16 protein-coding genes are annotated in these 20,325 nt (G+C 32.4%); all 16 read right to left on the reverse strand.

Translation table 11 applies throughout. The features are described from left to right. Positions 1-206: 206 nt before the first annotated feature. The 16 genes from FLAPXU55_RS18635 to lpxA all read right to left on the reverse strand — a co-directional run bounded on the left by FLAPXU55_RS18635 (position 207) and on the right by lpxA (position 20,262). Positions 207-2,234 carry a hypothetical protein gene (locus FLAPXU55_RS18635; protein ID WP_180860135.1) on the reverse strand — a complete coding sequence of 676 codons (2,028 nt, stop codon included), beginning with the start codon at positions 2,232-2,234 and terminating at the stop codon, positions 207-209. Positions 2,235-2,360: 126 nt separating this feature from the next. Beyond that, on the reverse strand, positions 2,361-3,107 hold the full coding sequence (fabG, locus tag FLAPXU55_RS18640) for a 3-oxoacyl-[acyl-carrier-protein] reductase (RefSeq protein ID WP_026729795.1): 747 nt from the start codon (positions 3,105-3,107) through the stop codon (positions 2,361-2,363). Between the two features lie 165 nt (positions 3,108-3,272). After that, the gene (locus FLAPXU55_RS18645) at positions 3,273-3,503 is read right to left on the reverse strand and encodes a hypothetical protein (protein ID WP_180860138.1); all 231 of its coding nucleotides are present in this window, start codon (positions 3,501-3,503) and stop codon (positions 3,273-3,275) included. Positions 3,504-3,627: 124 nt separating this feature from the next. Beyond that, on the reverse strand, positions 3,628-4,974 hold the full coding sequence (locus tag FLAPXU55_RS18650; RefSeq protein WP_180860141.1) for a DUF4302 domain-containing protein: 1,347 nt from the start codon (positions 4,972-4,974) through the stop codon (positions 3,628-3,630). Between the two features lie 10 nt (positions 4,975-4,984). Beyond that, positions 4,985-5,845 (reverse strand): substrate import-associated zinc metallohydrolase lipoprotein, encoded by an 861-nt coding sequence (locus FLAPXU55_RS18655; RefSeq protein WP_180860144.1) that lies wholly within the window; start codon positions 5,843-5,845, stop codon positions 4,985-4,987. 19 nt (positions 5,846-5,864) lie between these two features. Further along, positions 5,865-7,340, reverse strand: a complete 1,476-nt coding sequence (locus FLAPXU55_RS18660) for a RagB/SusD family nutrient uptake outer membrane protein (RefSeq protein ID WP_180860155.1) — start codon at positions 7,338-7,340, stop codon at positions 5,865-5,867. An 11-nt stretch (positions 7,341-7,351) separates the two neighbouring features. Next, positions 7,352-11,080: a SusC/RagA family TonB-linked outer membrane protein gene (locus FLAPXU55_RS18665; protein ID WP_180860158.1), complete on the reverse strand. Its 3,729-nt coding sequence runs from the start codon at positions 11,078-11,080 to the stop codon at positions 7,352-7,354. Positions 11,081-11,379: 299 nt separating this feature from the next. Then, complete coding sequence (locus FLAPXU55_RS18670; RefSeq protein ID WP_180860161.1) at positions 11,380-12,492, reverse strand: FecR family protein; 1,113 nt, start codon at positions 12,490-12,492, stop codon at positions 11,380-11,382. A gap of 90 nt (positions 12,493-12,582) precedes the next feature. Further along, positions 12,583-13,194 (reverse strand): RNA polymerase sigma factor, encoded by a 612-nt coding sequence (locus tag FLAPXU55_RS18675; protein ID WP_180860164.1) that lies wholly within the window; start codon positions 13,192-13,194, stop codon positions 12,583-12,585. A gap of 262 nt (positions 13,195-13,456) precedes the next feature. Beyond that, complete coding sequence (locus FLAPXU55_RS18680) at positions 13,457-15,412, reverse strand: DUF7619 domain-containing protein (protein WP_235992100.1); 1,956 nt, start codon at positions 15,410-15,412, stop codon at positions 13,457-13,459. A gap of 444 nt (positions 15,413-15,856) precedes the next feature. Next, positions 15,857-16,285 carry a hypothetical protein gene (locus FLAPXU55_RS18685; protein WP_053471431.1) on the reverse strand — a complete coding sequence of 143 codons (429 nt, stop codon included), beginning with the start codon at positions 16,283-16,285 and terminating at the stop codon, positions 15,857-15,859. A 141-nt stretch (positions 16,286-16,426) separates the two neighbouring features. After that, the gene (gene sucD / locus FLAPXU55_RS18690; protein ID WP_053471430.1) at positions 16,427-17,299 is read right to left on the reverse strand and encodes a succinate--CoA ligase subunit alpha; all 873 of its coding nucleotides are present in this window, start codon (positions 17,297-17,299) and stop codon (positions 16,427-16,429) included. A gap of 86 nt (positions 17,300-17,385) precedes the next feature. Then, a complete protein-coding gene (locus tag FLAPXU55_RS18695) occupies positions 17,386-17,748 on the reverse strand; it encodes a nuclear transport factor 2 family protein (RefSeq protein ID WP_053471429.1) in 363 nt (120 codons plus the stop codon). Between the two features lies 1 nt (position 17,749). After that, positions 17,750-18,679 (reverse strand): UDP-3-O-(3-hydroxymyristoyl)glucosamine N-acyltransferase, encoded by a 930-nt coding sequence (locus tag FLAPXU55_RS18700; protein WP_053471428.1) that lies wholly within the window; start codon positions 18,677-18,679, stop codon positions 17,750-17,752. Positions 18,680-18,770: 91 nt separating this feature from the next. Next, complete coding sequence (efp, locus tag FLAPXU55_RS18705; RefSeq protein WP_053471427.1) at positions 18,771-19,337, reverse strand: elongation factor P; 567 nt, start codon at positions 19,335-19,337, stop codon at positions 18,771-18,773. Positions 19,338-19,476: 139 nt separating this feature from the next. Then, a complete protein-coding gene (gene lpxA / locus FLAPXU55_RS18710) occupies positions 19,477-20,262 on the reverse strand; it encodes an acyl-ACP--UDP-N-acetylglucosamine O-acyltransferase (protein ID WP_029270176.1) in 786 nt (261 codons plus the stop codon). Positions 20,263-20,325 lie beyond the last annotated feature (63 nt).

Genomic DNA, 20,325 nt, shown 5'->3' on the forward strand with positions numbered 1-20,325 from the left:
GTTTGATTATATTTTTTTCTACCGACCTGAAACTCCTAACGGAGTTTTTTTTATAATGTTGATCTTTTTGATAAAATTTTATTTAACAAAAAAACAGCAAAAAAATTAACGAAGTAAATCTCGTAGAGATTAAATATCGGTAGAAAAACAATTGTTTTAAATTCAATTTTGTCCCGTAGGGACTTCACATAATAATATATATAAAACTACAACAACCCATTATACTTCCTAACAAACCATTCCGTCGTTAATAAAGCAGCAATCAAAATCAATAACCAAACCCAATCAATTATTGGAGTTTTGGTGGAAATATTTTTCTCGATTGATTTGTATTCTTTGTTTTCTAAAAGTGTATTGATTAAATCTTGTGCTTGATTTTCGAAGAAAGCTTTTCCGTTGGTTTGTAATGCTAATTGTTTCAGTTTTAAAACATCAGGATTTACAAATTGTTTTTCGATATCAAAATCTAAGATTTCAAAATGACTTGAATACGATGTATTTGAGTTTAATTCTTTTACGGTGAAATTATATTTTCCGGCTGTTAATCCTTCTAAGTTTACAGAGAATGAATTATTTCCTTTTAATAAATCGTAGTTTTTAGCTTGTTTGGTTTCGGCATTTGTAACAGTGATTGTTAGTCTTGCTTTTTCGTCAAACTCATAATTTTTATTGAAGTATTGCGCGTTGATTACAATTTCTTCTCCTGAATTATAAAAACTTTCGTGTGTTACTACCAATGATTTTTTTGAAGTTGATGTTGACAAAAACTGAATTATCTTATCTACAAAAACATCGTACTTTTCAAATGACTGATTGTCGATATGACTTTGTAAACGCCATTTCCAGCTGTTTTCTCCTAAAAGAAAAGCAGTTCGTTTTCCTTGATTTTCGGCGAAAGCCAATAAAGGCGCATTGGTAGAAACGTTTCTAATTTTTGAAGAAAGTAAAACGGATACATTTCCGTTTGTTGAAATTGTTCCGAATGCGTTTTGCAATGGCGGGAAGTTTTCAAAACCAATATTATCGATTGCAAATAAATTAAACTGCGATTGAAATTCTGATAAATAATCTTCAACCTGTCCACTCATTTTGAAGATTAAATTGTTTTGCTGCTGATTTAGAAAATTAAAATCGGTGTTGTTTCCGGTTATGATAAAGGTATTTCTTCCGGCTGCTTTATTGTTGTCAAAAATTTGTTTGAAAGCGTAAGTCGGTTGATATAAAACCAAAACCGAAGCTTCTTGTAACAGATTAATATCATTTGGTTTAACCAAGATTACTTTACGCTGTGCATTAACTTCTATAGATCGTTTTAAAGCAGCAATATCCGGGTGATTTATTGCTGAAACTATTGCAATTGTTGATTTTTGATCGATGATTTCGACGGCAAAATTCTTGATATTATTATAGCTGTTTTTCTCTTTTGCGTTTGATGAAATGTTCGCTCTAAAAATCTGTAATCCGACTTTATCTGCTGGTAAAAGCAAATTTAAAGTGGCTGTTTTTTTAGATGGCGAAAAAGAAACTTTCTCTTTTGCTACAACTGAATTTCCCTGCAAAATTGTAAAACCTGCAGTTGTGGTTTTGTCTCCGGCATATTGCAGGAATACTTCAACGGGAAATTTATTTTTGTGGAATGCGTATTTGTTTACGTTAAGCTGATTTATTTTTAAATCAAAAAACGTGGTTGTATCTCCTACAACCAAAGGATAAACTTTATTGGCAGGATCGAATCTATAAACGTAGTCGTTTCCTGTAGTTTGATTTCCGTCGGTAATAATAACGGTTGGGAAAGTCAGATTTTTGTTGATGCTTTTTAAATTCCTGGCAACTTCATCTAAATTGGTTTGTTTTCCTTTGAAATCAAATTTGTCTGAAGTTTTAAATTCGTCGTCAAATTGATACGACTGAATTTCGAATTTTTCTTTTAAAGCTGGATTTGAAATTAGCTTTTGATATAATTCGACTGCTTTTTTATCTGATTTTAAAGCTGTTATTGAACTTGAATTATCAACAGCAATTGCTAAAGGTGTTTTAGTTATTTCGAGCGAACTTTTAGAAATTATCGGGTTTATCAATAAAACCAATAATCCAAAAATGGCCAGAAAACGTAAAAAAGCCAAAAACCAAATCAGATTTGATTTGTTTTTGGCTTTATAAAAGTATTGAAAGTACGACAAACCACCCGCTATTACTAAAGAAAGTAATAATAATAAAATCGTGTTTGTAGTCATATTTATTTAGTATTCAGTAATCAGTTTTTAGTGATCAGCATTAGAAATCGAATTATAACAAATGTGTTCTCTTTATTATTATCAGACTATATTTACTGAATACTTAAAACTGAACACTGCAAACTATTAAGTAAGCATTCCTCCACAAACATTAAGAACTTGTCCTGTAACGTATGCACTCATATCTGAAGCAAGGAAAAGACATGCATTTGCAACATCTTCAGTAGTTCCGCCACGTTTCAACGGAATTCCGTCTCTCCATCCTTTTACTACATCTTCCGGTAATTTTGCAGTCATTTCTGTTTCGATAAATCCTGGAGCGATTGCGTTGCAGCGAATATTACGAGAACCTAATTCTAAAGCTACTGATTTTGTAAAACCAATTGCTCCGGCTTTTGAAGCTGCGTAGTTTGTCTGCCCAGCGTTTCCAGAAACTCCAACTACAGAACTAATATTGATAATAGAACCTGCACGTTGTTTTAAGAAAGTTTTTTGGATTGCTTTTGTCATATTGAAAACAGATTTCAAGTTAACATCAATAACCTGGTCAAAATCAGCTTCAGACATACGCATAAGTAAGTTATCTTTTGTGATTCCGGCGTTGTTAATTAAAATATCAACTGTTCCAAAATCTGCTAAAACAGCATCAACAAAAGCTTGTGCCTCATTAAAATCGGCTGCGTTAGATTGGTAACCTTTTGCTTTAACTCCTAAACTATTTAACTCAGCTTCAAGAGCTTCTGCAGATGCAGCAGATGAACTGTATGTAAATGCTACGTTTGCTCCGTGTTTAGCAAAAACTTCTGCAATTCCTTTACCAATTCCGCGGCTTGCGCCAGTAATGATTGCTACTTTTCCTTCTAGTAATTTCATATTAAGGTATTCGTTTTTATTTTTTGAATTACAAATATAGAGTATTTGGGCGTTTAATAAAATTTGTGATACAAAATTTGATTCAGAATTTTCTTTTTATTGGAAACAAAAAACAGCCCAATAAATTGAGCTGCTTTCTTCAAAATAAAATCAAAACTAAATTTTTTATATGTGATTTTGGTATGTAACAAAATACATAACTCCAAGAACTACAGCCATAAACAACATTCTATAAATGGATGCCTGAAATTCTTTTGTTCCTTCTATTCTGTCTTTTTCCTTTTGCTTTATAAAAGTAACAATCGCAAAAGGTATAATTACTATTATCGAAATATATAGATAATATCTTGTATAATCTGGGTAGAACCATGATACTGCCTGAAGTATTACCCCCATAAAACGAAAATAATATTTATTGGTGTAAGGTACTTTTTCATTGTTTTTTATAATTTAATTAGAAAAAAAACAGCTCAAATGAATGAGCTGCTTTCTCCAAAATAAAAATTAAAACTAAAAATTACTATAATTGATATGTTGTTGTTCTAAAGTTATTCGTAGAACTTGTGACTGTATAAATGTTGTTTGTAAACTGGATTTTAAATGCTTCTTTTTTCAAATATAGTCCTGCTGCGTTGAAGAATTCATCATCAAGATTTTTTAAGAAAGCCGGAGCCGGAATATAAGCTGATCCGTTATCCCATGAATCGTGTGTTAGAATAATACGTTTGTTTGTATCATCTGCACTTGTTGTAAAGTTGTGATAAACGCTTGGTCTTCCGCCTGCGAAACGATATTCGATATAGTTACCAAAAGCTGAATTGAAATAAATTTGAATTCTGGTTATTTTTTGGTTTGCCGGTAATGTAGCATTTGCAGCGTCAAATAATGTTTTAAAGTATGTAGACGTTGTTGGCGCTGTATAAAGGTTTGCAGTAATAAAACTGATAACCATTTGCGGCTTACCATCCAGGAAGTTTTTATAATCATCTGTAATGATCAATGGCTTATTAGAATATTTAATTTCAGCTTTAACTCCTCCAGTTCCAGTTGCTGTAAAGCTTCCGTCAGCATCATTATACACAAAATTTGATAATTTTTGTCCGCCTACTTCTACAGCCGGGCTTACTACAATTCCGGTTGGCGTGTATCCTACACCCATATTGTAGCTTATAGAATAACCAGTTTCAATAGAATTTGACTCTGCAAAACGAGTTACTTCGCTAAAAGAAAAATCGAATTTGTGCGTTGTTGTACCGTCTGTAGTTTCTAATAATCTAAAAAGTGGTCTATCGTCACTTCCAATAACGTTTTGCTCCATTACCAAATTCTGAGGCAATTTTGCCCAGTCATCAGCAGTTGCTTTTACAAAACGAATTTCTGTACCGTTTCTGTTTGCTTTAAAAATAATTTCTCCGTTTTCTTGTCCGTAGTATAAAAACTGAAAATCTCCTAAATATCCTTTTGCTCTTAATGCCGGAATTGGATAATTATCTGACTCAGATAAAAGGTGAATTCTGTTTTTTGTAGTAAATGTTAAACTTACTGTACTTCCAAGCTGAATAGCGTATTCACTTTTGTATACATTAGTATCTGCATCAAAATCAGAAGCCATTTCTACAGTTCCATCTTGTGCAAACTTAAACAAGTGTGTATATCCGCCTAAAACTGTATTATCTGTAAAATAAACTGCTTTCCAACCAAACTGTGATGAAAGTAATGCAGTATTAAGTTCGGATTTTTGATTGTTGATACGCGTTGTAGGCGTTTCGTCAAATAATTGATCGGCATCTGTATTGTTATTACAGCTGCTTAAATGCAGTATCAAAATAGCTGCAAATAAATACTTATATATGTTTTTTATTTTCATGATACTTGTGTTAGTTGTTTATTACAGCAGTTGTGTTTTTCTCAGCTTCGTCTCTTAAAGCATAAAAATCCATGTTGAATGCTTCTTTGAAATATTTTACTACCAAGGCTTCTTTTGTTTTTAATGCCTGATATGCAAAAGGACTTTCGATACCATCTAAAAATGCTTCGTATTCTGCTTTTGTAAAAATTAAAATCATTGAAGCTGTTTCTGCAAAGTCTTCATTAATGTTTGATCTTGCATAAGATGTTATAAATCCGATTTCGTTTGATTCCGGAATATCATAATTATACCAGTCTGCAGTATATCCTACAGGCGTTACTGCAGCCCACGCTTTTTCGTCAAAAGGTTTGTTTTGATTCAAAATGTGGATGTATTCGTGCTGAATTGTATGTATAAATTCTGAAACGTTTGCACGATCTGACTGATCGATATAATCTGTTTCAAACAATGTAACACGTTGTCCTCCTTCGGCTAAACCTAAAGTTCTGGTTCCTACACTGTTTAAGTTTACTCCTCCAACTAAAACAATTTCTCTTGGCGCGATTTTTTTAACGAAATCTGCGCCTCCAATTGTTGAGTAACTTTTTAACCAAATTTCTTCAACAATTACAAGTGCCGGCTGTACTTTTTCGACTAATGGCGGAAATAAATAACGGCTGTTATCTACTGTATTTTGGTTCCATTTGTATTGTACATTAATATTAAATGGGTTTAAATATGTAGTGGTAATCCAATTATCTAAAGCTGTTTTTGTTGGCTGTGTAAAGTCTAACTGGCTTTCTCCCGGCTGATCATCGCTTCCGCATGAAATTAAAGCTGCCGAAACCAAGGCCATAACGATAATTTTATTGTATTTGAATAGTTTCATAAGTTTTTAATTTTAAAGATTATCTAGGATTTAATTCGACACCTGTATTTGATGCGTGCAAAGGAATTTGTATTGCTCTGCGGTTGTCATCTTTTACTAATGTGTTTACCGGTTTGTTTGTTGTTTCGTGATTTACTACGATGTTAAAACGTTTTACATCAAACCATCTCATTCCTTCGTGTATAAAATCTCTACGTCTTGTTTCTGCAATTGCTTTTACATAAGATGTTTGTACTGGCGTCATTGTGTAAAATGGCGTGTACTCATCTGCAATTACCGGATATTTAGCTACCACTTTTGCTTCTGTAAGTTTGTCTGTTGGCACATATCCTACAGTTCTTGTTGATAGAAAATATTCTAACTCGTCGTTTGCTGTTGCAATATTTCCTTTCATTACGTGAGCTTCGATTCTGTTTAAGAAAAACTCATCATTGCTTAATAAAACTTCTGCAACATATGGATCTCCAATTCCTGCTGTTACATTTGAATATTTAAAATACTCATAAAATTTAGGAAGGAATACTGTAATACTGCTGTTTGATGAGTAAAAATTGTATAACCAAGGTTTATTAAACAAACTTGTTGCTGTACCAAAAATATCTGGATATCTTGCTCCCGAAAGGTAAAAACGGTTTGAATAGTAAGATCTGCTTACAATTGAATTTGCTGAAACGATTAATAAATTTGTTTCGGCATCACTGCTTGCGTAAGCTAATCTTTGATCAACGGCGCTCAATAAATCATAAGATGCAAAATCTCTTAATTTTCCAACTGGTTTTGAACCTAAATCGCTTGTTAATTCAAGTACTCTGTCCCAGTCACCTTTTATTAAATAAAATCTGCTGGCAAAAGCTTTTGAAGCGCTTACATTGAAGTGGAATTTTGGTTGTTTGTAATCGTTTGTTACGATTTTTAAACCATCTTCGATATCTTTTTCAATAAAGTCAAAAACTTCTTTTACTGTATTACGTTTGTATTTTGTAACTAATTCAGTTTCTGGTTTTGTAACGTAAGGAATTCCTAAATCTGATGCAGCAGTTGCAGGATTATAACGTTTTGACCAAAGTGAAACTAACATAAAATGAGAATATGCTCTTGCAATTAATGCTTCTCCTTTTTGCGGGTTTAAACTTGCCGGGCTTCCTAAATCTTCAATTGCTTCTAATGCTTTATTAGCGTGTGCAATTGCAGTGTAGCAGGCATCCCAATAGTAAGCCTGAGTGTCTATATCTGTTGTTTCTGTTTGAATATCCCAGTTATAACTTTGCTCATTTTTTCTTAATGTTTCTGGCATTCCGCTGTCAAAAACATTATCTGACATTGTTTCTGCAATATCAAAATAACTCATTTGCGGATAGGCTTGGACTAGTAATTCTGAGATTTTTGCAGGTGTGTCAATTTCTGTTCTGTTATCTGGTTTTTCCGAAAGGAAATCATCGCAGCTAGTAACACTTATTAGTATTAATAGGGATAATGCTATTTTTAAGTTTTTCATGTTTCTGACTATTATAATGAAAGGTTTAAAGTAAAGGTGTATTGAGATGTTACTGGTAAAGCAACTCCTCCAGAATTACGAAACTCAGGATCCTGTCCGTTTAATCTTTTATCAGAGTAAAGTAACCAAGGATTAACTGCAGAACCTTTTAATGTAAAAGTGCTTAGTCCCAATTTTTTCTTGAAATCTTTAGGGAATTCCCAGCTTAATGAAATGTTTTTCAAACGAATGAAATCACCATCTGCAATACGAGCATCTGAATAGTTATATGTATTGTAAGCTCTTGCAAGTGTACGTTCTCCACCGTAATTAGCATTTAAACGTCTGTCTGCAATAACCGGAATATTTGTAAAATTCTCATCTCCAGGATTGATCCAACGGTTTGTAAAATCTTTTGTAAATACTGTTAAATCATCATAAGTACTATCATACACAGGGTTTAAACGAACTTTGTTTCCTCCTGATCCAACAAAAAACACATACAATGACCAGTTTTTATACGTAAAAGTATTTGCTAAACCTATAGATTTGTTTGGTTCGATTGATCCTTCATATTTAAGATATTTTGTAACATTTAAATTATCCTGAAAGTTAGCATCTGTAATATTATTTTCTGCTCCGTCTTGTAAAATAAAAGTTGGAAGACCTTGATTATTTAAACCTGTAAATTGGTAAGAATACAATGAGTTTCTTGGGTGTCCAACTGTGTTTCCTCCGTTTGCATCAATTAAATCGAATGCAGTTGGCGTGTTTTCTAACTTTGTAATTTCCTGGTGGTAAACAGAAAAGTTAAGTGTTGTAGACCATTTAAAATCTTTGTTGTCAAAGTTTTTAGTTGTAATACCAACCTCTAAACCTTTAGTTTCCATATCGGCATTGTTTCCTTGTCTGATTCTTTGTCCTCCAATTCCTGAAGTAATTACATAATCAACTAAGTCAAATGCTTTACGACGATAAACATCTGTTGTTAACTGTACTCTGTTATTGAACATTCCAAGGTCAAGACCAATGTTTGTTTCAAATTGTTTTTCCCAAGTTAAATCACTGTTTTGTAATTCGTCAATTCTAATTCCAGTTTCTCTGTCATCAAGATTGAAACGATCTGTAACATAACTTTTGTAGATTGCCAATGAGTTTGTTGCTGGTCCTGCAGTAGCTGTTAAACCGTAAGAAGCTCTAACTGCTAAAGTATTTACTGATTCTACATTTTTCATGAAGCTTTCTTCGGCAACGTTCCATTTTCCACTAAAAGTATATGTTGGCAACCATCTTGAAGAATCGCTGTTTCCTTGTCTGTTAGATCCGTCATAACGTCCTGTTACAGAAGCTGTATAACGACGATCGTATGTGTATCCAATTTTTCCGAAGAAACCTACTGTTCTTTCTTTTTCTTCATTAAATCCGTAGTAAGAATCTCCTCCGTTAATGATTTTCTCAATGATTCTTGGATCTGTAAAAGCTGTTAAACCTCTGTCATATTGTAAACCTGCAGCTGTAAATTGATCGCTTGTTCTGTCTACAACTCTCATCTCTGTTCCAAATAAACCTTCTACTTCGTGCTTGTCTGCAAAAACATTTCTATAGTTAACACTATTTCTTAAGTTATAAGATGTCATGTCGTTTGTAAATTTCCTTAAGAAACCTCCGTTTGGTAAAACAGAAACTTTTGGCGCTGTTAAATCATTTGGATCCTGGTATAAGAAAATATTCTGATCTCTTACTAGTGTGTTTACACCGTCTTCTCCATCTGGAGTTCCAGCTTTGTAAGCACCCACTACGTTTGAGTTTTCTAAAATTTTATGTTCGCGGCTTGTGTTTGCGTAACGTGCTGAACCTGTTAAGTTATAGGTTAAATGCGGCGTAATTTTATAATCAAGATCTAACTGGAAACGGATATCTTTTACTTCGATTTCCATGTAGTTGTTTTTCAACTCATTGATGATATTCATTTTAGCCCAGTTGTTTCTGTAGTATTCTAAGTTTCCATTTTCGTCATAAGGACGTAATGTTCTGCTTGTATTTAATACATAGTTAAATGGGTTGATATCGAAATCACGAGTTACTTTTCCAAAAACTACATCTTTCTCACTTTCGTAACTTCCAGGAGCTCCCTGATCACGAATAGATGCTAATGTAGATAATGTAATATTCAATTTATCGTTTACATAAAATGTTCCTTTAATGTTACTTGAAATTTGTTTTACATCATCAGCAATTGTCCATCCCGGATCTGTGTAATATCCTAAAGACGCATAGAATGTGTTGTTTTTTCCACCACCAGAAAAACTTAAAGAGTGGTTTTGTGTAATAGATGGTCTAAACAAAACGTTGAACCAGTCTGTATTTGCTAATTCGTATTTTTTTAAGAAATTGTTACGGCTTACAGGATCATTGTTTACTAAATATCCTCCAGTTTCTGGCACGTAAGTGTTGATTGCTCTTCCTAAAATGTTGTAAGCTCCACCGTATCTTCCGTTTACTGTTGAAGGTAAATCTAAATATCCTTTTTGTTCCATTTCTTTTAAAATACTCATAGATTCCTGAGAATTTAAAATATCATATTGGCTGTAGTTTGGCACCGCTCTAACAGTTTGCTCTAAACCGTAAGTAATTTTTAACGGAGCATCTCTGCGACCTTGTTTTGTTGTTACAACTACAACTCCGTTTAATGATCTTGAACCATAGATAGAAGTTGCCGATGCATCTTTAAGAATCTCAATACTTTGAATATCATTTGCATTTAATCCTGCAACTGATGAACTTAATAATGTTTCTGAGTTACCAGATGCTAAATCTGCAAATGACATATTGATGATATCTTCCTGAACCACACCATCAATAACCCATAATGGTTTTGTGTCTCCAAAGATTGAAGATGATCCACGAACTGTAATTTTTGGAGCTGTACCAAATGTTCCTGTAACGTTTTGTACTGTAACCCCTGCCGCTTTACCTTCAATCATTCTGCTTACGTCAACAACACCATCAACTTTTAATTCGGCACCAGAAATTTTACTGATTGCTCCTGTAAAGGTTCTTTTTGATGTTTTTTCGTAACCTGTTGTTACTACAACTTCTTTTAAGTTTTGTCCTACTTCACTAAGTACTACGGTTGGAGTAGTATTTTCTATACCAATTTCTTTCGTGTCCATACCTACGTAAGAAATGATAAGTCCTGTTGAATTTGCAGGCATTTCGATAACGAAATTACCATCAAAATCTGTTAATACTGCTATTTTAGTACCTTTTGCCATAACTGTAGCTCCCGGAAGCGGGCTTCCTGACTGGTCTGTAACTTTACCTTTGATAATTGGACCTGCAGTTAATACTTCAAAAAGTGTATCATGGTTATCAGCACTTGCAAATGGATCTGCACTGGCAGTTTTTTGCAAAATAATCTGATTGCTTACTTCTGAAAATGTAATATTAAATGGAACCAGAACTCTGCTCAATATACTTGAAAGCGTTTCCTGATTGGCCTCTATACTTACTTTATTGCTTAACTGAGGAAGTCTTGAGTTATACGAAAACTTTACATGTGCAGACTTTTCAATTTTAGACAAAGCATTATCAAGAGTCAAATTTTCAACTGTAATTGTAACTTTGGTATCTAATTTCTTTTGCCCATTTACATTATTTGCCACTGCAAAGCTTGAAAACACAAGTGCTAAGACAAACTGAAATAGTGTTATTTTCATGATTCTATGGAGTAATCGTTGTTTAACAACTGGTTTTTTCATAATTTTGATTTGTTTTGATTAATACTGATTCGAGTGTATTTTAAGAAACGTATGAATAACTCTTTACAGAGAGAAATTCGATTTAATGAAGTGTCGATAATGTTACAGCATTTCGGCACTTTTTTTATGGTATTCATTTTTACATAGGCATTTAGTTATTTCTGGTTGAGTTTAGTTTTTGGTTATTATTTTGGTGAAATAAATTACATTTCTACTAAGAAATGAAAGGCTTTACTTCGAAAAATTTATTATTAGAAACAAGGGTATTTTTGGTGCAATTACAGTTACACTAAAAAATATTAATTACAACCGTCTGAGGTAATAATTATTTGGTTCCCATTCATTTCAAAACTGGTATTATTGCCTATGCTTTTACAGACAATCTTTAGTTTTTCTGTTAAAGGCTGATCACTTAATGATGTTGTTAAGTGGCAGTCAGTTAATTTATTTTTTGGATAATCGATATTTACTAAGTAAGCTTGCTCTATTGTTTCAAAAATCTGCGAAACCGGAATATCATTAAATTCAAAACTCAACTGTTCTATATTTCCAACACTTTGGGTTAAAGCTGCATCTTGTGTAATATTGGTGATTTTATTAAACTTTAAGTCGCTTCGCAAAAATCGTAACGCCTGATTAGGCAATAATATAATTTCTTCTTCATCAGATTTAGCAACCAGTTCATTTGACTTTACCTTAACTTTACCGGTGCGAACAAGAATTTCTACATCAGGCTGGTCAGAATAAGCTTTAACTCTAAAACTAGTTCCAACAACCTTGGTAACAATTTCGTTTGCATAAACGAAGAATGGTTTGTGGGGATTTTTACTAATTTCAAAGAAACCTTCGCCGGATAAATACACCTTTCTTTCGTTTCCGGTAAAGATTTTAGGATAACTTAATTTACTGTTAGGCTGCAGTAATACAGAACTGCCGTCTGATAAGGTAATAATTTGAGGTTTGTCAGAATTATTAGTTTGCTCAACTAATCCTTCGCTGTTTTCGTCAATAAGTTCTTTGTAAGTTACAACTGTGCTTTCGGTTTTAAAATAGCTGTTATAAAACCACACAGCCATAAAACCAAAAAATAATGTTGCTGCTACGCCAGACAGAAATCGTCTGCGGAAAAACTTAACTTTTAAATTCTCTAAAGTTTTTTGATTTTCTTTATCTCTAACTTTAATCCAGGTACTGTGCAGCGCTCTGTGAATATCAGAGCTTGAAAGATTATTTTCAGGAACTTTCATTGCCAAAAGCAGTAATCGTGCATCTTCAACTAATTTAGCGCGCTGGCGGCTTTCTAAAGTCCACTCTTCCCAGCCATCTTCATCAATTTTGGATAAAACCCACGATTGGAATGATTCGTCAGATAAAAAATCTTCTATTTCGGTATATTTATTACGTTTTTGCATCTAAAAAATAAGGTTACAAAAACATAGAGGACAGTTATCTTATTATATACTCACCAAATTATGATTTTTTTTAAGTTTTTTTAACTTTTTTTAAAGAGAGCTTGAAAATAGTAGCGTGATTAAGGCAAAACTACCCTTCCATTCTTTGCGAAGAGTCAATAATCCGCGGTGCAGTAAATTACTTGCCGACTGATAATTAACATCCAGCATTTCTGCAATTTGTTCTACAGATAATCCTTGGTGATAGCGCAAATAAAGGGCTTCTTTTTGTCTTGCAGGTAATTCGTTAAGTAATTTGTTTAGGTATGTTACTTTTTCTTTTGCAGCATAATCGTCGTCCAGAAGTTCGTTTTCTACAGAAAATTCTAAAAGAAAAGCAATCGCGTCTGTACTTGCGGTTTTTCTAAAAATATGATCACGTTCATATAAACGCGCAATTCTTTTTCTAACGCTCGATAATAAATAAGCTTTTACCACTACAGATTCCTGAAGGGAATTGCGATAAACCCAAATATCAGTAAAAACATCCTGAATACAATCCTGTACTTTTTCGGCATATGGAGAAAGGGAATTTCCATAATTTACAAGATCACTATAGTATCTTTCAAATAATAATGAAAATGATTTTTCATCTCCATTTATTAAATTATTCCAAAGTGTATTATCATCAACAGCATTGATCGGCAGGATTCGGGTTCTCATATTGTGGGGGCTTATAATTCTGCAAAGGCAATGTTCCTTAATGCAGAGAATACATTATTTTAACATTATCATTTACTTTTGTTCGATAAATATATAAAAGCAAAAACTTAAAAACAATTATTTTACACAAAAGAGACAGTTTCCTAATATAGAAAACTGTCTCTTTTGGTTGATATAACTGGGTTCTTAAGGAAATGTTAAAATTATTGTTCTCCCCAATAACAAATATATTTTTGAATGACTTTACTTACTTTACTAAAATTTAGTATTTAATAAATTTAGAACTTGAAATCCCTTTATTTGTTTTTACCTGTAAAATATAATTCCCTGCCTGTAGTCTTGAAACATCAATATTAGATGTTTTTTCTGCATTTGGAACCGTGATTATCAGCTGCCCTAAAATATCATAAATATTTAAAGTCTTAATTTCAATTGTATTATTTACAGAGATATTTAAAACATCTTTAACCGGATTTGGATATATATTAAAATAGTTCGAAAACTCGAAATCCTGAGTTCCTAATGTTTTAAAAGTTGAAATAGCTTTATTGGTTAAAATTGGAAAATTATAATCGAAATAAATATTAGCTTCATTTGTAAAAGAATCTCCAACTTTTAAGGTTGGTAAGGTTTTAATTTTAAAAGCAATGTATCCATCATTATGAGCATCATCAAAAGGAAGGTTTATTTTTTCAAAGATGAATTCTACTTTATTTCCATTTGAAATTTTAGTGACACACGAGTGACTTGCTCCTGTTGGAACTAATGTAGAAATATCAAACTTAGACAAATCAATTAAATCCTTTACTACGATATTCTCAGCTGGATAAGTTCCCGTATTTTCAAAACGAATTAAATAATGAACATATTCGCCTATTAATTCCGGTTTTATAACGTCGCCTTCTAAACAGGTTTTATCATTCGGATCAAAAGATCCAACTACTGTTTGGCGCAATGCAAAAGAGTTGTCAAGTGGGGTTACATCAACTTGATTTGATGCAATATTTACTGTGTAAATTAAAATATCATTATTGTTTACAGCCGGAATTTCAGTTGGAGAGTTCAAATTAAGAATGATATTAATATCCCTTGCTTCAAAAGGCTTAAGATTAGTAAAACTCCATGATAATTTATTTGCTGTTTGTTCATTAACTAAAGGAGTTGACTCTACTAAATCTAAGATTGCATCATTAAAAACTAAATCTACTACCCCATCCTGTTTAAAATTACCTTTATTTTTATACGTTATTTTATACTTAGCATCAAAACCTGGTCGTGCTGCACCTAAAGGAATTATAGAAACTTCTAAGTCTGCTTTTGGATTTTTTAAACCAACACAAAAATTTTGTATAATAAAATCATCATTAGCAGGAAATTTAAGCTTGATTGATTCAGGAGTAATTGTAAAATAATCTGGATTTGCTAATATAGGTGTTATAGTGTAAGTACCGGCCTGAACAGGTATTTGATAATTTCCTGATCCATCAGAAATTACTCCCCAAGCAGCGTTTCCATTTGTAATATTGTATTTTAAATTTGGAATTAATGAATTTGAAGCATTACATTCAGTATTATCAATATTTACTTTATTATTACCTTTAATTGTATAAAATTTTCCGCCTGGAACAAATGAGCAATATGAACTAACGTTACAGTTTTTATAACCATATTCTTTTACTAAATTTTCTGCGCGTAAAACTCCTTCTTCATCTACACAAATATATTCTAGATTTGGACAAAAACTAAATGTAAATGCACCTCCAAGTACGCTGCCTTTTTTTACAAAAATAGTTGATAAAGGCAAATTATAATCACACTTTAAAGTTTCTAAAATACTAATATGACTAAGTTCTAATGTCGATAAATTATTATTCTCACATTGCAAATATCTCATTTTAATATTATTAGAAAAATCTAAAGAAGAAATTTTATTATTAGTACAATAAAATCTATCCAGATTTTTCAATGTACTTACATCAATCGAAGTAAGTTCATTAAACTCACAATATAAATTAAAAATTTCAGTAGAACCTGTAGTATTTATCGAAGTAAGGTGATTATTATAACTTTGAACGATCTTTAGATTTGTCAGGTTACTGATATCCAAAGATGTTAATTCATTATGTGAACAATTAATACCTTGTAGATTAACTAACCCACTAACATTTAGGCTGGTAATTTTATTGACAGCGCAATTTAAATCAGCTAATGATTTCAAACCTCTCAAATCTAAAGTTTCAATCCTATTGTTATTACAATTTAATGTATAAAGATTAGAAAAATTAAGAATTCCTTCTAAACTAATGATATGGTTTTGACTAACAGAATTATAAAGATCTAGATATATTAAATTTTCAGCTTCGCTTACATCAATTTCACGATCTCCGTTTAAATATTTCCAAGCTTATTTTTTGCTTTAGAACTATTACGATCTATACTCAACAATCTATTCTTAAAATTAATATCAGGGAAATCAATAATTTGCGAATTCGCTGAAGAAAGAAAGCATAAAGTCAGTAATAACAAGTAGTTTTTGATCATAGATTTAATTTGTTTTTGATGCCTAAATATATAAAACCAAAAATTAAAAACCTATCTATCAATAAAAAAAGCCTTACTAAGTATTAGTAAGGCCTTCGAAATTTTATAGATTGAAATCAGCTTAAAAAGCTACATTCCATCTTGGTAATTTTGCATTTTCATCTAAGAAATTTTGCAAAACTTGTCCTTCAACTGCAGTTGGAATTGCTTTTACATCTGCATTAAAAGTTTCATACCAAACTACTTCAAGAACAGAAATATTCTCTAATTTCATTTGAGCCGGCCATGAATATTTTCTTCCTGTTTTAGCAAACTGGTGTCCGTTTACGATTTTGTCATATAATCCTCCATTTTTGCTTTTAAGAGTTCCATCATTTTGAACAGTTCCTGTAGAACCAACCATTATTAATTCTTTTGCATCTCCGTCAATTTCATAAACTACAAAGATTCCAGCACTTCCTTCAGGAGCGTTGCAAACTTCTTCTAAACTATCATTTACAGTAAAAGTAAAACTATTACTTGCTTTAAACTTTTCTAATTCTTTACTCATCGTTTCTTTTTTTAGTTTCTAAGATACTGAGGTACTAAGATTCTAAGTTTTTTTCTTTTTACGCCTCAGTCTTTAAAATGTAAAAAAGTCTCAACAAAATATTGAGACTTTTTTGGAATTTATTATTTTAATAATTGGAATTTATCCAAGTACTTCTTTTACTTTTTTACCAATTTCAGCTGGTGAATCAACAACGTAAATTCCGTTGTCTCTCATAATTTGTTTTTTAGCAGCAGCTGTATCGTCCGAACCACCAACAATAGCACCTGCGTGACCCATTGTTCTACCAGCAGGCGCAGTTTCTCCAGCGATAAAACCAATAACTGGTTTACGGTTACCATCAGCTTTTACCCATCTTGCAGCATCAGCTTCTAATTGACCTCCAATTTCACCAATCATAATGATTGCTTCAGTTTCCGGATCGTTCATTAATAATTCAACAGCTTCTTTAGTTGTAGTTCCAATGATTGGATCTCCACCAATACCAATAGCTGTAGTAATTCCTAAACCTTGTTTTACAACCTGGTCAGCAGCTTCGTAAGTTAAAGTTCCAGATTTAGAAACGATACCAACTGTTCCTTTTTTGAAAACGAAACCTGGCATAATACCAACTTTAGCTTCTCCCGGAGTGATAACACCTGGACAGTTTGGTCCAATTAATCTAGAATTTCTTTCTTTAACATAATTATTTGCTTTAATCATATCTGCTACAGGAATTCCTTCTGTAATAGCAATAATTACTTTAATTCCGGCATCAGCAGCTTCCATAATTGCATCAGCAGCAAAAGCTGGCGGAACAAAAATGATAGAAGTATCAGCTCCGGCTTGATCAACAGCATCTTTTACTGTATTAAAAACCGGACGGTCTAAATGGCTAGTTCCTCCTTTTCCCGGAGTAACACCACCAACAACATTAGTACCGTACTCAATCATTTGAGAAGCGTGGAAAGTACCTTCGCTTCCTGTAAATCCCTGAACAATTATTTTGGAATCTTTATTAACTAAAACACTCATGATATATATTTTATGTAGTTTTTAAAATTGTGTTGCAAAAATAAGGTTTTGTAATGTAATTTGCCTCTTTTATTGTCAAAAAAATATTAAGAAAATTGACTCATTTGATAACCTCTATAAAGCTTATCATCTTTTATTTGCCAAATTGTTGCAAAATGTGCCAATAACATTTCCTCACGCGGATTCTCAATTGTTTTTACATAATGAGAATAACGTACTGAAACTAAGTCATCTTCGGCTAGAATGTGGCTGATTCTAACTTTAGAACGCACATAAGCTCTGCTGAGTTCATTTGTTAATTCAACTATAGCATTATAATCTAACTGAATAAAACCTTTTGTACTGTTCCATTCAATAATTACTTCTGGATGCAGATAAGTTTTTAAAATTTCACTATCAATTAAGGCATCCGACTTATAAAATTTTTGAACAAACTCTTTTATAGACATATTACTTCAATTTATTTAAAATTTCAGGAATCTTTTTGATATTGGCTAATTGTTTTAACTTTTCTCTTGATTCTTCAATTGGAGTTCCAAAATACGACTTTCCTCCTTCAACCGATTTAGTAACTCCGGTTTGTCCCATAATAACAGCCTTCGCTCCTATTGTAATTCCGCTGGTTGTTCCAACTTGTCCCCAAATTGTAACTTCATCTTCAATAACAACACAGCCTGCAATACCAGTCTGTGAGGCGATTAGACATTTTTTTCCGATAACAGAATCATGTCCAACATGCACCTGATTGTCGATTTTTGTACCTTCTTTAATTGTTGTGTCTCCGGTAACTCCTTTGTCAATTGTACAAAGAGCACCAATTCCAACATTGTCTTCAATTACAACTCTTCCGCCAGAAATTAGCTGATCGAAGCCTTCAGGACGTTTTTTATAATAAAAAGCATCTGCTCCTAAAATAGTTCCGGCATGAATAATCACGTTATCACCAATGACGGTATGATCGTAAATTGAAACGTTTGAGTGAATCAAACAGTTTTTTCCGATTTTTACATGATTTCCAATAAAACTATTAGGCTGAATTACAGTTCCTTCTCCAATACTAGCTGAAGATGAAATCGCTACATTTGCAAATTGAAATGGTTTAAAATGTCTCGTTAAAGTATTAAAATCTCTGAAAGGATCATCAGAAATTAAAAGAGCTTTACCTTCCGGGCATTCAACCTTTTTGTTTATTAAAACAATGGTTGCTGCAGATTGTAAAGCTTTGTCATAATATTTTGGGTGGTCAACAAAAACAATATCACCTGGTTCTACAACATGAATTTCGTTCATGCCTAAAACCTCAAAGTTTTTGTCACCAATAAATTCGCATTTAAGCAAATTTGCAATTTCTTCTAAAGAGTGAACTTTTGGAAATTTCATATTTTTATTTCGTTTTTAGTCTCAGTTTTCAGTCACAGTTTTCAATCAACAAACTGAAAAACTGTGACTGAAAACTGAAAACTTATAAAAACTACTCTTTTACACGCTCCATGTAAGAACCTGAAGCTGTATCGATTTTAATTTTATCACCTTCGTTGATGAACAACGGAACGTTTACAGATGCACCAGTTTCTACTGTAGCATTTTTTGTAGCGTTTGTAGCTGTATTTCCTTTTACTCCCGGCTCAGCGTAAGTAACTTCAAGAACTACAGATGCAGGCATATCTACAGATAAAGGTAAATCAGTTTCAGTATTAATCTGGACCATTACATTTGTTCCTTCTTTTAATAAATCCGGAGCATCTAAGATATTTTTGTTTAAAGAAATTTGTTCAAATGTCTCAGCATTCATAAAGTGAAATTCATCACCTTCTGGATATAAAAACTGGAACGTATGTGTCTCAACTCTAATAACGTCAATTTTGTGACCAGCAGAAAAAGTATTATCCAATACTTTACCTGAAGTTAAGCTTTTTAATTTAGTTCTTACGAAAGCTGGACCTTTTCCTGGTTTAACGTGAAGAAATTCAATGATTTTATAGATATCGTGATTAAATTTAATACACAATCCGTTTCTAATATCTGATGTAGATGCCATTTGTTTTTTATTTTAGATTTTTGAATGTAGATTTTAGATTTTAGATTTTGAAAAACTCATCCACATTGTATTTTTATAATATGATTTAAATTTTATTTTACAGCTTAGAAATCTAAAATCAGAAATCTAAACTCTAAAATTAATAATTCCCTGAATAACCTTTCATAATTCCTCGTGATGAATTTCTGATAAAATCAAGAATTTCATCTCTCTCAGGAGTCGCTTCCATTTCAGCTTCAATAATACTTAAAGCTTGTGTTGTATTGTAATTCTTTTGATATAAAATTCTGTAAATTTCCTGAATTTCTCTAATTTTTTCAGTACTAAATCCTCTTCTTCTTAAACCAACTGAATTGATCCCCACATATGATAATGGTTCCTTAGCCGCTTTTGTATAAGGAGGAACATCTTTTCTTACCAAAGACCCGCCAGAAATCATAGCGTGATCTCCAATATGAATAAACTGGTGAATTGCTGCCAAACCACCAATTACGGCGTGATTACCAACAACTACGTGTCCTGCTAATGCAACACCATTTACAATGATAGCGTTATTACCAATCTCACAATCGTGTGCAATGTGAGCATAAGCCATAACTAAACAATTGTTACCCAAAATAGTTTGTCCAGAAGCTACTGTACCTCTATTAATCGTAACACATTCTCTAATTGTACAGTTATCTCCAATAATTGCAAGAGAATCTTCTCCTCCAAATTTTAAATCTTGCGGCACCGCAGAAATTACAGCTCCTGGAAAAATGTTGCAATTTTTACCAATACGAGCACCTTCCATGATGGTCACATTTGAACCAATCCAAGTACCGTCTCCAATAACAACATTATTGTGAATTGTTGTAAAAGGTTCAATTACAACATTTTTAGCGATTTTAGCGCCTGGATGAACATATGCTAATGGTTGATTCATCTATGTTTTATATTTTAATTAAAATAGTCTAATTTTTAGGGCAACAAACCTAAACAATAAATT

It is taken from the genome of Flavobacterium panici (assembly GCF_903819335.1).
Lineage (GTDB): Bacteria > Bacteroidota > Bacteroidia > Flavobacteriales > Flavobacteriaceae > Flavobacterium > Flavobacterium panici.

Coding starts and splice junctions, on each gene's coding strand:
- fabG (WP_026729795.1), bottom strand. CDS start 3,107: ATGAAATTACTAGAAGGAAAAGTAGCAATCATTACTGGCGCAAGCCGC.
- FLAPXU55_RS18700 (WP_053471428.1), bottom strand. CDS start 18,679: ATGAAATTTCCAAAAGTTCACTCTTTAGAAGAAATTGCAAATTTGCTT.
- FLAPXU55_RS18655 (WP_180860144.1), bottom strand. CDS start 5,845: ATGAAACTATTCAAATACAATAAAATTATCGTTATGGCCTTGGTTTCG.
- FLAPXU55_RS18635 (WP_180860135.1), bottom strand. CDS start 2,234: ATGACTACAAACACGATTTTATTATTATTACTTTCTTTAGTAATAGCG.
- lpxA (WP_029270176.1), bottom strand. CDS start 20,262: ATGAATCAACCATTAGCATATGTTCATCCAGGCGCTAAAATCGCTAAA.
- efp (WP_053471427.1), bottom strand. CDS start 19,337: ATGGCATCTACATCAGATATTAGAAACGGATTGTGTATTAAATTTAAT.
- FLAPXU55_RS18650 (WP_180860141.1), bottom strand. CDS start 4,974: ATGAAAATAAAAAACATATATAAGTATTTATTTGCAGCTATTTTGATA.
- FLAPXU55_RS18670 (WP_180860161.1), bottom strand. CDS start 12,492: ATGCAAAAACGTAATAAATATACCGAAATAGAAGATTTTTTATCTGAC.
- FLAPXU55_RS18645 (WP_180860138.1), bottom strand. CDS start 3,503: ATGGGGGTAATACTTCAGGCAGTATCATGGTTCTACCCAGATTATACA.
- FLAPXU55_RS18685 (WP_053471431.1), bottom strand. CDS start 16,285: ATGAGTAAAGAATTAGAAAAGTTTAAAGCAAGTAATAGTTTTACTTTT.
- FLAPXU55_RS18675 (WP_180860164.1), bottom strand. CDS start 13,194: ATGAGAACCCGAATCCTGCCGATCAATGCTGTTGATGATAATACACTT.
- FLAPXU55_RS18695 (WP_053471429.1), bottom strand. CDS start 17,748: ATGTCTATAAAAGAGTTTGTTCAAAAATTTTATAAGTCGGATGCCTTA.
- sucD (WP_053471430.1), bottom strand. CDS start 17,299: ATGAGTGTTTTAGTTAATAAAGATTCCAAAATAATTGTTCAGGGATTT.
- FLAPXU55_RS18660 (WP_180860155.1), bottom strand. CDS start 7,340: ATGAAAAACTTAAAAATAGCATTATCCCTATTAATACTAATAAGTGTT.
- FLAPXU55_RS18665 (WP_180860158.1), bottom strand. CDS start 11,080: ATGAAAAAACCAGTTGTTAAACAACGATTACTCCATAGAATCATGAAA.